Origin of the sequence: Albidovulum sp., assembly GCF_008933605.1 — a bacterium.
In the GTDB taxonomy this organism is placed as follows: Bacteria; Pseudomonadota; Alphaproteobacteria; order Rhodobacterales; family Rhodobacteraceae; genus Albidovulum.
Genome location: NZ_WBUS01000090.1, coordinates 1 through 13,958 on the forward strand (window position 1 = coordinate 1; position 13,958 = coordinate 13,958).

Below are 13,958 nucleotides of genomic sequence, written 5' to 3' on the forward strand. Positions count from 1 at the left end.
CCCTTCGAGCATTGCAGGAACAGACGGCCAAATGCGTGTTCTCGTTGTCTATAATTTCGAAGGCTGCAGGTTGGGCCAGATCGGCACCGCCCTCAGCGAGGCGGATGCCCGGATCGACCTGGTGCGGGCACATCTCGGCGAGCCGCTTCCCAAGGGGCCGGAGGGCCATGATGCCATTGTGGTGCTGGGCGGAGTGCAGAACGCGCTGGCGGACGACACGAGCCCGTGGCTGCCCCGGCTTCTCGACGTGATGCGCGGCTTTGCCGAAAGCGGGCGCTCGCTTCTTGGGGTCTGCCTCGGGTCGCAGCTTCTGGCGCGTGCCTATGGCGGGGCGAACATCATCGGCGGTGCGAGCGAATTCGGCTGGCAGCGGGTCGACCTCACGCCTGAAGGCGTGGACGATCCCCTCTTTACAGGCACGGCGCCCTCGTTCCCGATCTTCCAGTGGCATGACGACACGTTCGAGATGCCTTCGGCCGCAACGCGCCTCGCGACGGGCCACTCGGTCGAAAACCAGGCCTTCGTGATCGGCCGCGCCGCCTACGGGATCCAGTTCCACTTCGAGGCCGACCGGCCGCTGGTGGCGGAATGGAACGGCGAATACGCCGATCTTCTTGCCCGGCTCCAGCCCGGCTGGGCAAAGCGCCATCCTGCCGAGGCTGACCGCTTCGGACCTGCCTCGGACGCTGTCGGACTTGCCATCGCGCGCAACTGGGTGCGGACGATCGGCAAGAGCTGACCGTCACCGCGGTGAACCGGCCCGGCGGAGGGGCGGCCCGCACGGCCGCCCTCGTTCCGGTTCAGATGGCGCCCACCGCATCTCCGGTTTCGGGCAGGATCTGACCGCCGTCTACCACGATCGTCTGGCCAGTGACATAGGAGGCGAAGTCGCTGGCCAGGAACATCACCGAATTGGCGATGTCATCAACCGTTCCGAGGCGACCCAGAGGAATGCACGCCGCGGCGCTGTTGAGGAAGGCCTGGCCGTTCGCGGCAAGACCCTCGGTCAGTACCGTCCCCGGCAGGACCGCGTTAATCGTGGCGCCGTGGCGCGCCAGCTCCATCGCCGCGACCCGCATGAAGCCGAGCTGCCCCGCCTTCGACGCGCCGTAGTGGGCAAACCCCGGGAACGCAGTGAAAGGCCCCGTGATGGAGGAGGTGAGCACGACTCGCCCGCCGGGGCGCTTCGCGAACTGCGGAAGGCAGGCCTTCACGCACAGGAAATTACTCTTGAGGTTTGTGCGCAAGACCTCGTCCCACTCATCCGGGTCCATGTCCGCGATCCGGGTCTGCGGATAGGTGCCGGCATTGGCACAGAGGACGTCGACACCGCCGAAGGCGCGCGCGGTCTCGTCGATGAGCCGTTGCACCGACGCCCAGTCACCGACGTCGCAGGCGACGCCGCGGGCCGTGCCGCCCGCCTTTGTGATGTCTTCGATCGCATCGTGAATATCGGCCTCGTTGCGGGCGGCCAGCATCACCCTGCCGCCATTCGCCGCGAAGTTGCGCGCGATGCCGCGGCCGATCCCGCGTGATGCGCCGGTGACGATGATGCTCTTGCCGCCAAAGACGTTCATCATGTTTCTTCCTCCCTTATACGTCCGTTTCTGACTGATGTCCCATGGTATCGCGCGTGCCCGGATCGCTGAACCGCGTGTCCTGCGTGGGCAGGACCGGACTGAAGCTGCGCCCAAAGGGCACGGCCGCCGCGCCAGGTGTGCCGCGCTCAGGGATCGGGTGGCGTGAGGAAGGCGCCTGCGAGCCCGCCGTCGACCGCAAACGCCTGACCGGTGATGTAGGAGGCCTCGTCCGAGACGAGAAAGGCGGCGGTGGTTGCGATTTCGGCGGGCAGGCCCATGCGGCCCATCGGAATGTGCATCCGCCGCAGTTCGAAAGCGGCCTCGTCGCGCATGAGGCCGAGTGCCATCTCGGTTGCAGTCCAGCCCGGGCAGATCGCATTGACTCTGATCCCGCGCCGCGCGAGGCCCACCGCCATTTCCCGACTCATCGACAGGACGCCGCCCTTGCTCGCGGTATAGGCGATCTGGGCGGGGTAGGAGCCCACGATCGCCACGATCGACGAGATGTTCAGGATCGCCCCACCACCCGACGCAAAAATCGCCGGGATCGCGTGCTTGGAACACAGAAACATGCCCTTGAGGTTCACCGCCAGCGTGGTGTCCCAGGCCTCGTCGGTGGTGGTTTCGATCTCGGTGTCGTCCGGGTGGACGATGCCCGCGTTGTTGACGAGGATGTTCAGCCCGCCGAAGCGCGCCACGCAATCCCGCACCATCTCCTCAACCGGTCCCGCCGAGGCGACATCGACGCCCAGCGCCACCACATCCGCACCGGTGCCGCGCAGTTGACCTGCGGTTACTTCGGCCTTTTCCAGATTGCGGTCGGCGATCGCCACGCGCGCGCCTTCCGCCGCGAAACGCGCGGCGATTGCCGCCCCGATCCCCGCCGCGCCGCCCGTCACGATCGCACGCTTTCCGCTCAGCTTCATTCCACCCCTCCAGACCGGCCGGGATTCGGCTGCGCCAACGGGCGGAGTCCTCGCCGGATCATTGGATTTATGGACTACATTGCAGACCAATTGCAAGCACGTTCACCTCCGCGCGTGTTCGCACAGGATATTGACCTCGGCCGCAACGACCAACCGTTCCGGATAGATCTGCAGGCTGACAGGACGGTTCGCGAAGGGCGTCGGAACGCTGTAGGGAGCTGTCAGACGGATTGGAACCGGTCTCTGCAAGGACAGTATGGCTGACCCTATGCCGCACCAAGGTGACGCCACTCGGCGAGAGCGGCGGCACGGTTCTTCTTGAAGATAGCGCGTGAGGTAAGGTCCCGATCGGAGTTGAAATCGTTGGTGACAGAAGCGTGGACGGTGGCGAACTTCAGTAGACTTCGCAGTCGCCGGAACCTCTGCGTCGCCCGCTCCCGCCTTCGGAACGGCAAATGCGCGTTCTCTGCCCTATTGTTCAGCCAGCGACCTGCCTCCTGCCGGTCCACGGCACCAAGGTCCTTCAGCGCGGCACCATAGGAGCGCAACTTGTCGGTCACGAAAACCTCTGTACGGCCATGTCGCTTCATTGTTTTCTTAAGGAATTTCAAGGGCACCTTCTTGTCCCGCGTTTTCGTCACGAAGCTCTCGAGCACCTCACCTTCGTCATCCACCGCCCGCCAGAGGTAGTGCCTCTCGCCGTTGATCCTTACGAACATCTCATCCAGATGCCAACGCCAGCGACTGACTGCGCGCATGCTCTCGGCCCGGCTGCGCCGAATCTCGGCAGCAAAGTCCGGGCCAAACCTATGCCATCAGAACCGGACCGTTTCGTGGCTCACGTCGATCCCGCGCTCGTGCAGCGGGTCCTCGACATTTCGGAGCGAGAGCGGGAACCGGACATAGAGCATCACGGCCAGGCGAATGACTTCGTGGCCGGTTCGGAAGCCACGGAAAAGGTGCGATTTGGTTATGGCCCGAGGCTAAACTACCGCGCTGCCATGCTCAAGAACCTCAACTTGACAGAACCCTCTGCCGCCTTCGCGAGGAGATCCTCCTTGGAGTCAAATACGAATTATCCGTAGTTGAATACGCGATTCGCCCGTCACTCCACAATAAAATGCTAAACTTTATCTTTTGACTTGCAACATATTTTGACTGACTATGGGTATTTTTGCTTGGGATTTCTGTCCGCAACCATATAGAGTACGGTCCAGGAGAATCCGGCACGGGACCCGGCATGTCGAAAAAGTCGATCCGTCACGACTACATCCTGAGCGCGCTTGAGACCGACCCCTCGATCCGCGTCAGCGCGCTGTCCGAACAGCTCGGCGTCTCGGCGGAGACCATTCGCAGGGACCTGACGGAACTGGACGAGACGGGGCGGATCAAGCGGACCTATGGCGGGGCGGTCCGCACGAGGGCTTTCGAGCCGGCACTGTCCGAACGCTCGAAACTGCATGTCGAGGCGCGCGAGAAGATCGCGCAACTGGCCGTGGCTCGGATCGGCGACGCCCACAGCCTGTTCATCGGCGGCGGTGCAACCACGCTACATTTCGCCCGTGCGCTCCGCGCGATCGAACGCCCGCTGACAGTCTTGACGGCAACCTTCAGCATTGCCACCGAACTGTCGATGAACCCGCTGATCCAGGTCATGTCGCTGCCCGGGATCGTGGAACCGAAAGAGGGCCTTGTCCACGGTGCGGAGACGCTGAAATGTATCCGCCAGTTCCGCACACCCATCGCCGTCATGGGCGCCTCTGCCATCGACGAGTACGGGGTCAGCGAGGCGCTGCTTCACGCGGCACAGGTCTATTCGGCGATGGCAAGCAACGCCGATGAGGTGCTGATCGTCGCCGACAGTTCGAAATTCGGGAACCGCTCGCTTCAGCAGATCGTCGGGTGGGACCGCAACGTGACGCTCATCACCGACGCCGCCCCGCCACAACGGATCGCCAGCGCCATCCGGCAGCGCGGCGGCGAGGTGATCTGGGGCTGACCGGGCAGAGCAGGGGGCTGGAATGGACAGCAATCGGTGGAACCGGTTCGACGACTGGGACGCGCGCGCACTGCGGCTTGACAGGTTCGCGGCCGAAGACCCGGAGAACGGCTTTTCCGCCTTTGCGGGCAAGGCGGACCCGAAACCCGGTCTGTCCATCGCCAACGGTGTCGTCACCTCGATGGACGGCGTAGCGGCGGCCGATTTCGACATGATCGACGCTTTCATCGCCGCCCATCACATCGACCCCGCCATCGCCGAAGAGGCCATGGCGATCCCCTCGACCGATCTTGCGCGGATGCTGGTCGACATCAACGTCCCGCGCACCGACCTGACGCGGCTCGCGCGCGGGCTGACCCCGGCGAAAATGGCCGAGGTGGTGGCAGGGCTGAACGCGATGGAGATCGCTTTTTCCTATTCCAAGATGCGCGCCCGGCGCACCCCGGGCAATCAGGCGCATGTCACCAACGCCAAGGACGATCCCTTGCAGCTTGCCGCGGATGCAGCCGTCGCCGTGGCGCTTGGGTTCGACGAGATCGAGACCACCATGCGCGTCGCGCGCAATTCCTGGTCGAACGCGCTCGCCTGTTGTGTCGGTGCCGCCGTGGGCAAGCCCGGAACGCTTTTCCAATGCTCCAGCGAAGAGGCGGAAGAGCTTGAGATTGGCATGGCGGGCTTTACCTCCTACGCAGAGACGGTGTCCGTCTACGGCACCGAAAGCGCCTTCATCGACGGCGACGACACGCCCTGGTCAAAGGCATGGCTGGCCGCCGCCTATGCCTCACGCGGGATCAAGATGCGCTGTACCTCGGGCGCGGCCTCGGAACTGCTGATGGGCTTTCATGAGGCCAAGTCGCTGCTTTACCTTGAGGCGCGGTGCCTCTGCCTTCAGCGCGGGATGGGTGCGCAGGGAACGCAGAACGGCGGCATCGACGGGGCGCCGCTGGCCTCTTCGGTGCCCGGCGGCGTGCGGGAGATCATGGCGGAAAACCTGATCGCCGTCTGGCTCGACCTCGAATGCGCCTCGGGCAACGATGCGCGGCATTCCGAGTCCGACATGCGCGTCGGCGCCAAGATCCTGCCTTACCTCATTGGCGGTTCCGACCTGATCTGTTCCGGCTTCGGCAGCATCCTGAAATACGACAACTCCTTCAACCCTTCCTCCTTCAACGGCGAGGAGCTTGAGGAATACCTGGTCCTGCAGCGCGATTTCGAGGCGGATGGCGGGTTGACCGCGGTCGAGGATTCCGCGGCGCTCGAAATCCGCCGGCGGGCCATTGACGCCTTGGCGCATGTGCTGAAAGACCTCGGCCTTGCCGAGCCGACGGAGGACATGAAGCGCTCGGTAGCCGTCGCGTCGGGGTCGCGCGACACGCGCAGCTTTTCGCCCGGCGAGGTCGCGGTGATCAGCGGCAAGATCAAGGGCAAGGGGCTGACGATCGTTGACGTCATCCGCTCCCTGCATCGCGGCGGGTTCCGGGCGGAAGCGGAGAACCTTCTCTTCCTCGTCAAGCTGCGTGTCTCGGGCGACTATCTTCAGACCTCGGCCGTGGTGCGGGACGGCAAGGTCCTGAGCGCGGTCAACGATCCCAACGACTATACCGGCCCGGGCACCGGCTATCGCCTCACCGAAGCCCGGCGCAAGGAACTGGCTGCCATCCGCGATGTTCTGACCCGCGAAGAGGTGCTGCGCGCCGAAGCTGCCATGGAGGAGGGCGAGACCCGCGCGATCCGGTACAACGACATGGGTCCCGCCGAAGCCGGGACCGATCCGGGTGAGGTCGTCGTCGGCTTTAGCCCCGGTTTCGGCACGCGGATATTCCGAACGCTCGCCGGCCATCCGCTCAGCGCCGTACTGCGTGCCATTGGCGAGGGCGTTGCACGCGGGGGCGGCCGGATGCGCGTCGTCCGCCTGCGCCATACCGCTGACACCTCCTTCCTCGGGCTAAGCGCGGCGCGGCTGTCGGGATCGGGCATCGGGATAGGGCTGCAATCGAAGGGAACGGCCGTGATCCATCGGATGGACCGTCTGCCGCATAACAACCTTGAACTTTTCTCGAACGCGCCGATTACCACGCTCGGCCATTACGAAGCGATGGGATTCAATGCCGCGACCTATGCCAGGGGCGGCTTTCCCGAACCCGTCGTCGTGCCGACCAATGGCGAGGCGCTTGGCGCTCGGTTCCATGCGCGTGTCGCGCTGACCTACGCCATCGAAACCGCCATGACCGAGAATGGCGTCTCTCCCGAAGAGGTGCGGATCGAATTTATGGATAAGCAGACATGACCCGTGCAGTGATACAATTGCAGGGCTATCCCCTCGCCGAAACCGCGCCGGAGAGCGTGACCGGGCCGCGGGGCAAGACGCTCGGTACGCTGACGATGGAATCCGTCGCAGTTGGTGAAGTCGAGATTGAGGATATCCGCATCACACCACAGACACTCGCGCGGCAAGCGGAAGTCGCCCGCGCGGCGGGCCGCGAAGCGCTGGCCGAGAACTTTGAACGGGCCGCGGAAATGACGCGCCTGCCGGAGGCGGAGATCATGCGCATCTATGAACTGCTGCGTCCCGGGCGTGCAAACTCTGGCGCGGCACTCTCAGAAGCAGCCGAGAGGCTGGAAACGAAATACGCCGCCCCTCGGCTTGCCGCCTTCATACGACAGGCCGCGGCCCAGTATGATCGACGGGGCCTCTACCGGTTGCGGTTCTAGGGTCAGATGGGGCGCAAGCCGAATACCCCATCTGACTCTGATCGCTACGAGACTTCGCGGACCTACGGTACAGACCTGCAGGTACTGGCAGACCAATTCGAGCCAGTCTCAGCTTGGACGGTGATGTTGTCCTTCATGCCGCATAGAGGCCGCGCCACTCGGCAAGAGCGGCAGCTCGGTTGGCGTTGAAGAGGGGTCTGCTGGAGAGGCTGCGCTCGCTGTTGAACTGGTTGGCGACGGAGGCATGTACTGTGCTGTGACCCCCGATAACTCGTCCATCTGATGCTAGAGTCCGGCCCATGGAGAGGACCGGACATGAAGAGATCGAAGTTCAGCGAAGAGCAAATCATTGGGATCCTGCGCGAGCAGGAGGCGGGGGCGAAGACAGCCGAGGTCTGTCGCAGGCATGGGATCAGCGGTGCCACGTTTTATGCGTGGAAGGCGAAGTTTGGCGGCATGGAGCCTTCGGAAGCCAAGCGGCTCAAGGCGCTCGAAGACGAGAATGCGAAGCTGAAGAGGCTGCTCGCCGAGGCGATGCTCGACAACACCGCGCTCAAGGATCTGCTGTCAAAAAAATGGTAACGCCCGCCGCCAGGCGCGAGGCCGTCGCCCATCTCGAACAGGGCTACGAGATGAGCGAGCGGCGGGCGTGTTCCCTGATCGGGGCGGATCGGTCTTCGGTGCGGTATCGGCACCGGCGACCGGATGACCGCGAACTGCGCGAGGTGCTGCGCGGGGCCGCCGAGACGCACCGGCGGTTCGGCTATCGTCGCCTGGATGTTCTCCTGCGCCGGGACGGCCATGTGCTGAACCGCAAGCGCACCCAGCGGCTCTATCGCGAGGAGGGCCTGTCGGTTCGCCGCCGAAGAAGCCGCAAGCGGGCTATTGGCACGCGGGCGCCACTTGTAACTGAGGCGCTGGCGAACGCCCGCTGGTCGGTCGATTTCGTCCAGGATCAGTTCGCTGACGGCCGGCGCTTCCGCATTCTCAACGTGATCGACGATGTGACCAAGGAAAGCCTGGCCGCCGTGGTTGTCAGGCGACACGACAAACTGACCCCCTGCCGACATGAGGATCTGACCCCCTCTTGTTGAGAGGAGGTTCCATGAACGAAGTGAAGGACGCAGGTCTTTATCCGACGGGGATGTCGGGGAGGATCGAGATGCGGACGCCGGACGAGGTGTCGGCGATGCTGGCGCTGAAGTCTTGCGGCTGGGGGACGAAGCGGATCGCGGCGGAGCTGGGCTGTTCGCCGAACACGGTGAAGCGCTGGATCGCCGAGGGTGGCTGGCGCGGGATGGCGCCGGTCACGCGTCGCAAGTCTCTGGATGGTCTTGAGGACTGGATTGTCGAGAGGTTCCGGCAGCACGGGGGCAACGCAGATGTCGTGCGCCAGGAGCTTGCCGCGGAGAAGGATGTCGTGGTGAGCCTGCGCACTGTGGAGCGGGCAGTGGCGCATCGGGGCATTCTCTGGCGGGACACTGCGATTCGGGGCCACAGGATCCGGGGCACCGGCATCCTCAACAACGAGCTCTACATCGGGCGCCTGGTCTGGAACCGCCTGCGTTATATCAAAGATCCCGAGACCGGTCGGCGCGTCTCGCGTCTGAACCCCAAGGAGGAGTGGATCACCACCGAAGTGCCTGAGTTGCGTATCATCGATGAGACCCTCTGGGATGAGGTCAAGCATCGGCAGGGTGAGATCGATGCGGACCCGCGGGTCCAATCGATCAAGGCAACGCGGTTTTGGGAGCAACGCCGCCAGACGCATCTGCTCACCGGTCTCCTGCGGTGCGGTTGCTGTGGCGGCGGTTTCGCCGCCGTGGGCCGGGACTATCTCGCCTGCTCGGCGGCCCGAAAGCTCGGAACATGCACGCAGAAGCGTTCTTACCGGCGCGCGGAACTCGAAAGCCTGGTGCTCGACCTTCTTCGCCGACGGCTGATGCAGCCGGAAGCCGTCGCCGCCTTCATCACGGCCTATGGCGAAGAGATCAACGCGGGTCGCGCTTCCCAGGCCGCGGATCGCGCGCGCCTGGAGGCGGAACAAGCCACGGTCATGCGCCGCCTCGACGGCCTTTACGACGCGATTGCCGATGGTCTGCGTACGCCCGGGTTGAAAGAGAAGCTCACCTCGTTGGAAGACCGCCGAGCGGAACTCGATGCCGCACTGTCGGCCCCAGCACCCTCGCCGGTGCGTCTGCACCCCAATCTGAGCGAGATCTATCGCCGCAAAGTCATGGCCTTGGCGGAGACATTGGCGGACCCCGAAATCAGAACAACTGCGTTGGATACGATCCGGGGGCTGATCAACGCCATCACGGTTCACGAACGAAGCGACGGGACGACTGTGGAATTGGAGGGGGCAATCACTGCCATGATCGAGCTTGCCCAGCCTGAGGCTGGCAAGTCTCTGGATGTGTGTTCGGTGAAAGTGGTTGCGGGGGCAGGATTTGAACCTGCGGCCTTCAGGTTATGAGCCTGACGTTCGTGGCATCAGGCCATTTGCCGACTATCTCCTTCTCATCGTCTCCCGGCGCTGTTGCGAGGGTCTGTAGGGACTGTCGCGCGGCAATGTCCTGAAGAAGCCGGGGCCGGTTGTCCAGTTCAGGAACTGGCTGACGCTGTCGACCTGGTCGTCGTGCCTGGCCCGCGGGAACCCGAGCAGTTCGGTGCGGAGACCGGGCAACCAGGGCGCGCTCCGGGGCACCACCACCTTGCCGGCCTCGATGGGGGCGCAGGCCGCGTTGAAGCGCACCTCCTTGTCCTGGATCGGTTTGATCTCGCGGAACCGCGACGGCATGATCCGGTGGCATTCGTGCAAGAGCGGAATGCCAGAGCCGGCCCTCTCGATCAGGACCTTGTCGGCGCGCCAGCTCTCCCCGAGGGCCAGCGCCTTGCGCTTGAGCTCGGGATAGTCAAGCCGATCACGGAAGAGGTCGAGCAGGTACCACAGCCCCTCGCGGAACCCCCAGGTGGTGCAGACCGAATAGTCGCTGCGCGGATCGGAGGACATGCCGGTATCCCAGCTCTGCACGACCAGCTGGAACCAGTCACGCGGCATGACTTCGTCGCAGGTCTTGAACCACTCCCACCTCAGCGCCGAGCCGTCGGCGGCGATCGGGTTCTGCTGGTACTGCATGTTGAAGACCGCGGTGCCGCACTCGCGGCGGAGTTCGTCGAGAACCGCGTGATCCATCCGTTGCGGGAAGAGCGCGTCGCCGGTCCGCCGGTGATGCACCCTGCCGAAGCCGAGGGGGATCTGCGCGTCTTCCTCGGCAATCGCCGGCAGGTTGAGATGCCGGTAGTTGCCCTTCGACAGGAGATAGCCGGCCGGGTCGTCCTCGTGGAGGCGCTGCTGGATCGCCACGACGCGCCCTCTGCGCGGATCGTCGAAGCGGGAAAGGAGCGAGCTTTCGATGTAGTCCTGGGCGCGCAGGCGTTCCGTCTCGGAACTGGCGTCTCCCGCCTTCAGGAGATCGTCGATAACGATGTAATCGGCGCCGAAGCCGGTGACCGCGCCGCCGATGGAGACGGCCTTGCGGCCGCCTCCCCTGGTGGTGCGGATCTCGTCCTGGCGCGCGCCGCGCGGGGCGATGCGGGTGCGCGGGAAGAGGCGGCGATACCAGTCGCTCTCAACGACACGGCGGAAATCCTCCGCGTGCTTGCGCGCCAGGTCGAGCCCGTAGCTCGCAACGATGACCTTCTCGCTCGGATCCCGCCCCAGGAGCCAGGCCGGGAAGGCGACCGCCGCGGCAATCGACTTCAGATGGCGCGGCGGCACGGTGATGACGAGACGCCGGTTCTCGCCGCGCCAGAGGTTCTCGAGCTCATGGCAGATCGCCTGAACGTGCCAGTTCGGGATGAAGCTGTCGCCACTGCCGAGGTGGAGCTCGTCGAAGACCCGCCAGGTGAAGGCGAAGAGGCTCGCGCGCGACAGCTCGTCCGCCGCCTGGCGCGCGAGTCCCGGACCCATCTCACTCATTGCGCTTCCTCCTCGTCATCGAGATCGAGCGCGCCGTCGCGCACCATCTGCGCGAAGTAGCGCAGCATGTCGCGATCGCCGTCGCGCCCAACATCGTCCTCGCCCTCGTCCGGCGCGGCCGTGGCATCGCCCGACGCCTCGGTCTTCTTGAGATAGGGAAGCAGGCGGATCATCTTGTCGCCCGACTTCGGATCCCCCTCGAGCGCCTGTTTCGAGAGGCGTTTCAGGAAGACCTCGAAGACGGTGACCTTGCGTCGCTTGCCGCCCTCCAGCACCGTGATCTGCTGCATCAGAACCGCGCGCAGGATGGTATCGACGTTCTTGGCGCCCTTCGGGCGTCCGCGGGGATTGCCGGACTGGCCCGGCTTGAACCGGGTTGCGACCGGCGGCCGGCCGTAGCCGACCTCGTAGGTGCCGTCACTGCGTCGCCTGGCCATGGTCGGCCTCCGTCTCGAGAGCCGCAGCGCGGTCGTTGAACGTTTCGCAGGTGCCAGTGAGAACAGCCGAGCCACCGGTCAGGGCCTGCCAGCGGCGGACCGCGACGTCGCAATAAAGCGGATCGATCTCGATCAGCCGGGCCCGGCGCCGGGTCTTCTCGGCGGCGAGAAGCGTCGAGCCCGACCCGCCGAAGGGATCGAGCACGATCTCGCCGCGATGGCTGACGTCGCGGATCGCATCTGCTACAAGCGCCGTGGGCTTCACCGTCGGATGATCGGCGAGGTCCGCGGCGCGCCCCTTCCGGAAAGTATTGACACCGGGGTACTGGAACACGTTCGTGCGGTATCTGCCATGGCGGCCCAGCTCGACGTTGTTGACATGGCGCGCGCCTTCCTTCTTGAAGACGCAGACCAGCTCGTGCTGGGAGCGATAGAGGCTTCCCATGCCGCCGTTGTTTTTTGCCCAGACACAGAGGTTCAGGAGCGACAGGTCCTCGGACTTGCCGGCGAAGATCAGGTCCTCGACATGGCGCCAGTCGATGCAGGCGAAGGCGATGCCACCCGCCATGAGGACGGACTTGCACCGCTGCAGAAAGCCTGCCAAGAAACTGCGGAACTCGGCGTCCGACATCTCGCCCGAAGCCATCGCGAACTCGCGATGCCCGCTGGCACCGGCCCGGACATGGCCGCTGATCGGGACATTGTAGGGCGGATCCGTGAACACCATCCGCGCCAGTTCGCCCTCCATCAGCCGGGCGTAACCTTCATCGCGAAGCGCGTCGCCGCACAGGAGGCGGTGCTCGCCGAGGGTCCAGAGATCGCCCGGGCGGGTCACCGCGACCGTCTCCTCACCGGGCAGATCCACCCGTTCGGTCTCCTCCGTTCCGGCCGCCTCGCCTTCGAGGATGATGTCGAGCTCAGGCGTGTTGAAGCCGGTGAGCGAGAGGTCGAAGTCAAGTTCGCCCTTGAACTCCAGCTCCGACAGATCGACGATCTCGAGCCGCAGCAGGTTGGCATCCCACTCGGACAGCTCGGCGATGCGGTTGTCGGCGATCCGGTAGGCGCGGATCTGCGCCTCCGTAAGGTGCTCGATCCGGATCGTCGGCACCGTCGCGAGCCCCAGCCGCCGTGCTGCCTCGTAGCGTCCGTGCCCGGCGACGATGACGTTGTCCTTGTCGATCAGCACCGGGTTGACGAAGCCGTACTCGCGGATCGAGCGGGCGATCAGGTCGATCTGCTTGTCGTCATGCCGCCGGGCATTGCCGGCATAAGGCTTGAGCGCGGCGAGCGGCAGCATGACGATGGCGTCACAATGTCGCGTATGCGCCGGCGCCGGCGCCGTCGGGGCGGGCCGGCGACGGCGCACCGGAACGCCGGGGTGGAAGGGGTGAGACATATCCGTCTCCTTTCTTTCATGTCACGAGCCTCTCGAGCTCGGCGTGAGATCATGGATCGGGAGATGAGGGACGCATGACGCAACCCCCGGATCGCCCGATCCGGCGCGGTTGCCTTCTGTGAATCCCATGCGTTGGCGGGGCCAACAGTCGGGTGCCGAGCGAAGGCGGCTTACTGGCGAGCAGAGCCCGCCGGGCTCGATGGCCCTGATGGCATTCATCTAGGCGATTCGTTCCGCGACCGCAATGGATTTTTGACGTAACCTATTGAAACCAAAGAGTTTGATACCTGGTATTTACCCGATCTTTACCTTGTCGTTCCCGCTGGACTTCTCCGCCGAGGCAAGCGTTCCTGTTGCCACGCCCGGCACCCACCCCCGGGCTTCACCCGGTACCGGGCCCGGCATGCCGCGGGGCCCCTGACACGGGAGAAGACCCAGATGGCACGGAAACCGAAGACCTCCGGCACGGAGAAGCATGGCACCTCCAGCGCGAAGGCCACCGAGACAGCGACAGGCACGGCCGGCGCGCCGGCGCGGATCGGCAAGCTCGCCCGGCTGAAGGCGATGCTTGCGTCCCCCGAGGGCGCGCGTCTCGGCGAAATCGAGGCGGCGCTGGCCTGGCAGCCGCATTCGGTGCGCGCCGCCCTGAGTTCCCTGCGCAAGGCCGGCGCCACGATCGAGCGGATCGTGCCGGAGGCCAGGGGCGAGGCCGCCCGCTACCGGCTGGTGGCGGGAGCGGAGGGCGGCGAATGAGCCCGCTGCCGACGATCGCCGCGCTCGAGGCGATGGAGCGGGCCGAGCTTCTCGCCGCCTGGGCCGCGATCTTCGGCGGGCCCGCGCCGCGCAGCATCAGCCGGCCGCTGCTGCGCCGCTTCCTCGCGGTCGAGATCCAGGCCCGCCGCTCCGGCGGCTTGACCGCGAGGAAG

Annotated in this window: 11 protein-coding genes and 3 pseudogenes; 7 read left to right on the plus strand and 7 right to left on the minus strand. The window is 65.1% G+C overall.

The window, feature by feature from the left end; genetic code table 11:
- The first annotated feature begins 31 nt into the window (after window positions 1–31).
- Entirely contained in the window at window positions 32–739 is a 708-nt protein-coding gene (locus F9K34_RS12220; RefSeq protein ID WP_291337248.1) for a type 1 glutamine amidotransferase, read from the plus strand.
- Between the two features lie 61 nt (window positions 740–800).
- Here F9K34_RS12220 and fabG read toward each other — a convergent pair whose 3' ends face one another.
- From fabG to F9K34_RS12235, 3 genes and pseudogenes are all read right to left on the minus strand, one after another.
- Window positions 801–1,580, minus strand: a complete 780-nt coding sequence (gene fabG, locus F9K34_RS12225) for a 3-oxoacyl-ACP reductase FabG (protein ID WP_291337249.1) — start codon at window positions 1,578–1,580, stop codon at window positions 801–803.
- 146 nt (window positions 1,581–1,726) lie between these two features.
- Window positions 1,727–2,506 (minus strand): SDR family NAD(P)-dependent oxidoreductase, encoded by a 780-nt coding sequence (locus F9K34_RS12230; RefSeq protein WP_291337250.1) that lies wholly within the window; start codon window positions 2,504–2,506, stop codon window positions 1,727–1,729.
- 266 nt (window positions 2,507–2,772) lie between these two features.
- A pseudogene (locus tag F9K34_RS12235) lies at window positions 2,773–3,417 on the minus strand (IS6 family transposase).
- A 329-nt stretch (window positions 3,418–3,746) separates the two neighbouring features.
- Between F9K34_RS12235 and F9K34_RS12240 the strand changes: the two are divergent.
- The 3 genes from F9K34_RS12240 to F9K34_RS12250 are packed head-to-tail and all read left to right on the plus strand — an operon-like array spanning window position 3,747 to window position 7,217.
- Window positions 3,747–4,505 carry a DeoR/GlpR family DNA-binding transcription regulator gene (locus F9K34_RS12240; protein WP_291337251.1) on the plus strand — a complete coding sequence of 253 codons (759 nt, stop codon included), beginning with the start codon at window positions 3,747–3,749 and terminating at the stop codon, window positions 4,503–4,505.
- Between the two features lie 22 nt (window positions 4,506–4,527).
- The gene (locus tag F9K34_RS12245) at window positions 4,528–6,792 is read left to right on the plus strand and encodes a propanediol/glycerol family dehydratase large subunit (RefSeq protein ID WP_291337252.1); all 2,265 of its coding nucleotides are present in this window, start codon (window positions 4,528–4,530) and stop codon (window positions 6,790–6,792) included.
- A complete protein-coding gene (locus tag F9K34_RS12250; protein WP_291337253.1) occupies window positions 6,789–7,217 on the plus strand; it encodes a diol dehydratase small subunit in 429 nt (142 codons plus the stop codon). Before F9K34_RS12245 ends, F9K34_RS12250 begins: the two co-directional genes overlap by 4 nt.
- Before the next feature lie 133 nt (window positions 7,218–7,350).
- Here the strand turns inward: F9K34_RS12250 and F9K34_RS12255 are convergent.
- A pseudogene (locus tag F9K34_RS12255) lies at window positions 7,351–7,473 on the minus strand (IS6 family transposase); the annotation flags it as partial.
- A gap of 59 nt (window positions 7,474–7,532) precedes the next feature.
- Here F9K34_RS12255 and F9K34_RS12260 point away from each other — a divergent pair.
- Together F9K34_RS12260 and F9K34_RS12265 are read left to right on the plus strand one after the other, a co-directional pair.
- A pseudogene (locus F9K34_RS12260) lies at window positions 7,533–8,248 on the plus strand (IS3 family transposase); the annotation flags it as partial.
- 74 nt (window positions 8,249–8,322) lie between these two features.
- Window positions 8,323–9,693, plus strand: a complete 1,371-nt coding sequence (locus F9K34_RS12265) for a recombinase zinc beta ribbon domain-containing protein (RefSeq protein WP_291337254.1) — start codon at window positions 8,323–8,325, stop codon at window positions 9,691–9,693.
- A 33-nt stretch (window positions 9,694–9,726) separates the two neighbouring features.
- Here F9K34_RS12265 and terL read toward each other — a convergent pair whose 3' ends face one another.
- Genes terL through F9K34_RS12280 form a run of 3 tightly spaced genes read right to left on the minus strand, consistent with a single transcriptional unit; the run spans window position 9,727 to window position 13,032 of the window.
- Window positions 9,727–11,199: a phage terminase large subunit gene (gene terL, locus F9K34_RS12270; RefSeq protein WP_291337255.1), complete on the minus strand. Its 1,473-nt coding sequence runs from the start codon at window positions 11,197–11,199 to the stop codon at window positions 9,727–9,729.
- On the minus strand, window positions 11,196–11,636 hold the full coding sequence (locus tag F9K34_RS12275; RefSeq protein WP_291337256.1) for a DUF5681 domain-containing protein: 441 nt from the start codon (window positions 11,634–11,636) through the stop codon (window positions 11,196–11,198). Before F9K34_RS12275 ends, terL begins: the two co-directional genes overlap by 4 nt.
- Entirely contained in the window at window positions 11,617–13,032 is a 1,416-nt protein-coding gene (locus F9K34_RS12280; protein ID WP_291337257.1) for a site-specific DNA-methyltransferase, read from the minus strand. Before F9K34_RS12280 ends, F9K34_RS12275 begins: the two co-directional genes overlap by 20 nt.
- 438 nt (window positions 13,033–13,470) lie before the next feature.
- On the opposite strand from F9K34_RS12280, the gene F9K34_RS12285 reads away from it, so the two are divergent.
- A complete protein-coding gene (locus tag F9K34_RS12285) occupies window positions 13,471–13,785 on the plus strand; it encodes a DUF3489 domain-containing protein (protein WP_291337258.1) in 315 nt (104 codons plus the stop codon).
- The last annotated feature ends 173 nt before the right edge of the window (window positions 13,786–13,958 follow it).

Coding starts and splice junctions, on each gene's coding strand:
- F9K34_RS12220 (WP_291337248.1), top strand. CDS start 32: ATGCGTGTTCTCGTTGTCTATAATTTCGAAGGCTGCAGGTTGGGCCAG.
- fabG (WP_291337249.1), bottom strand. CDS start 1,580: ATGATGAACGTCTTTGGCGGCAAGAGCATCATCGTCACCGGCGCATCA.
- F9K34_RS12230 (WP_291337250.1), bottom strand. CDS start 2,506: ATGAAGCTGAGCGGAAAGCGTGCGATCGTGACGGGCGGCGCGGCGGGG.
- F9K34_RS12240 (WP_291337251.1), top strand. CDS start 3,747: ATGTCGAAAAAGTCGATCCGTCACGACTACATCCTGAGCGCGCTTGAG.
- F9K34_RS12245 (WP_291337252.1), top strand. CDS start 4,528: ATGGACAGCAATCGGTGGAACCGGTTCGACGACTGGGACGCGCGCGCA.
- F9K34_RS12250 (WP_291337253.1), top strand. CDS start 6,789: ATGACCCGTGCAGTGATACAATTGCAGGGCTATCCCCTCGCCGAAACC.
- F9K34_RS12265 (WP_291337254.1), top strand. CDS start 8,323: ATGAACGAAGTGAAGGACGCAGGTCTTTATCCGACGGGGATGTCGGGG.
- terL (WP_291337255.1), bottom strand. CDS start 11,199: ATGAGTGAGATGGGTCCGGGACTCGCGCGCCAGGCGGCGGACGAGCTG.
- F9K34_RS12275 (WP_291337256.1), bottom strand. CDS start 11,636: ATGGCCAGGCGACGCAGTGACGGCACCTACGAGGTCGGCTACGGCCGG.
- F9K34_RS12280 (WP_291337257.1), bottom strand. CDS start 13,032: ATGTCTCACCCCTTCCACCCCGGCGTTCCGGTGCGCCGTCGCCGGCCC.
- F9K34_RS12285 (WP_291337258.1), top strand. CDS start 13,471: ATGGCACGGAAACCGAAGACCTCCGGCACGGAGAAGCATGGCACCTCC.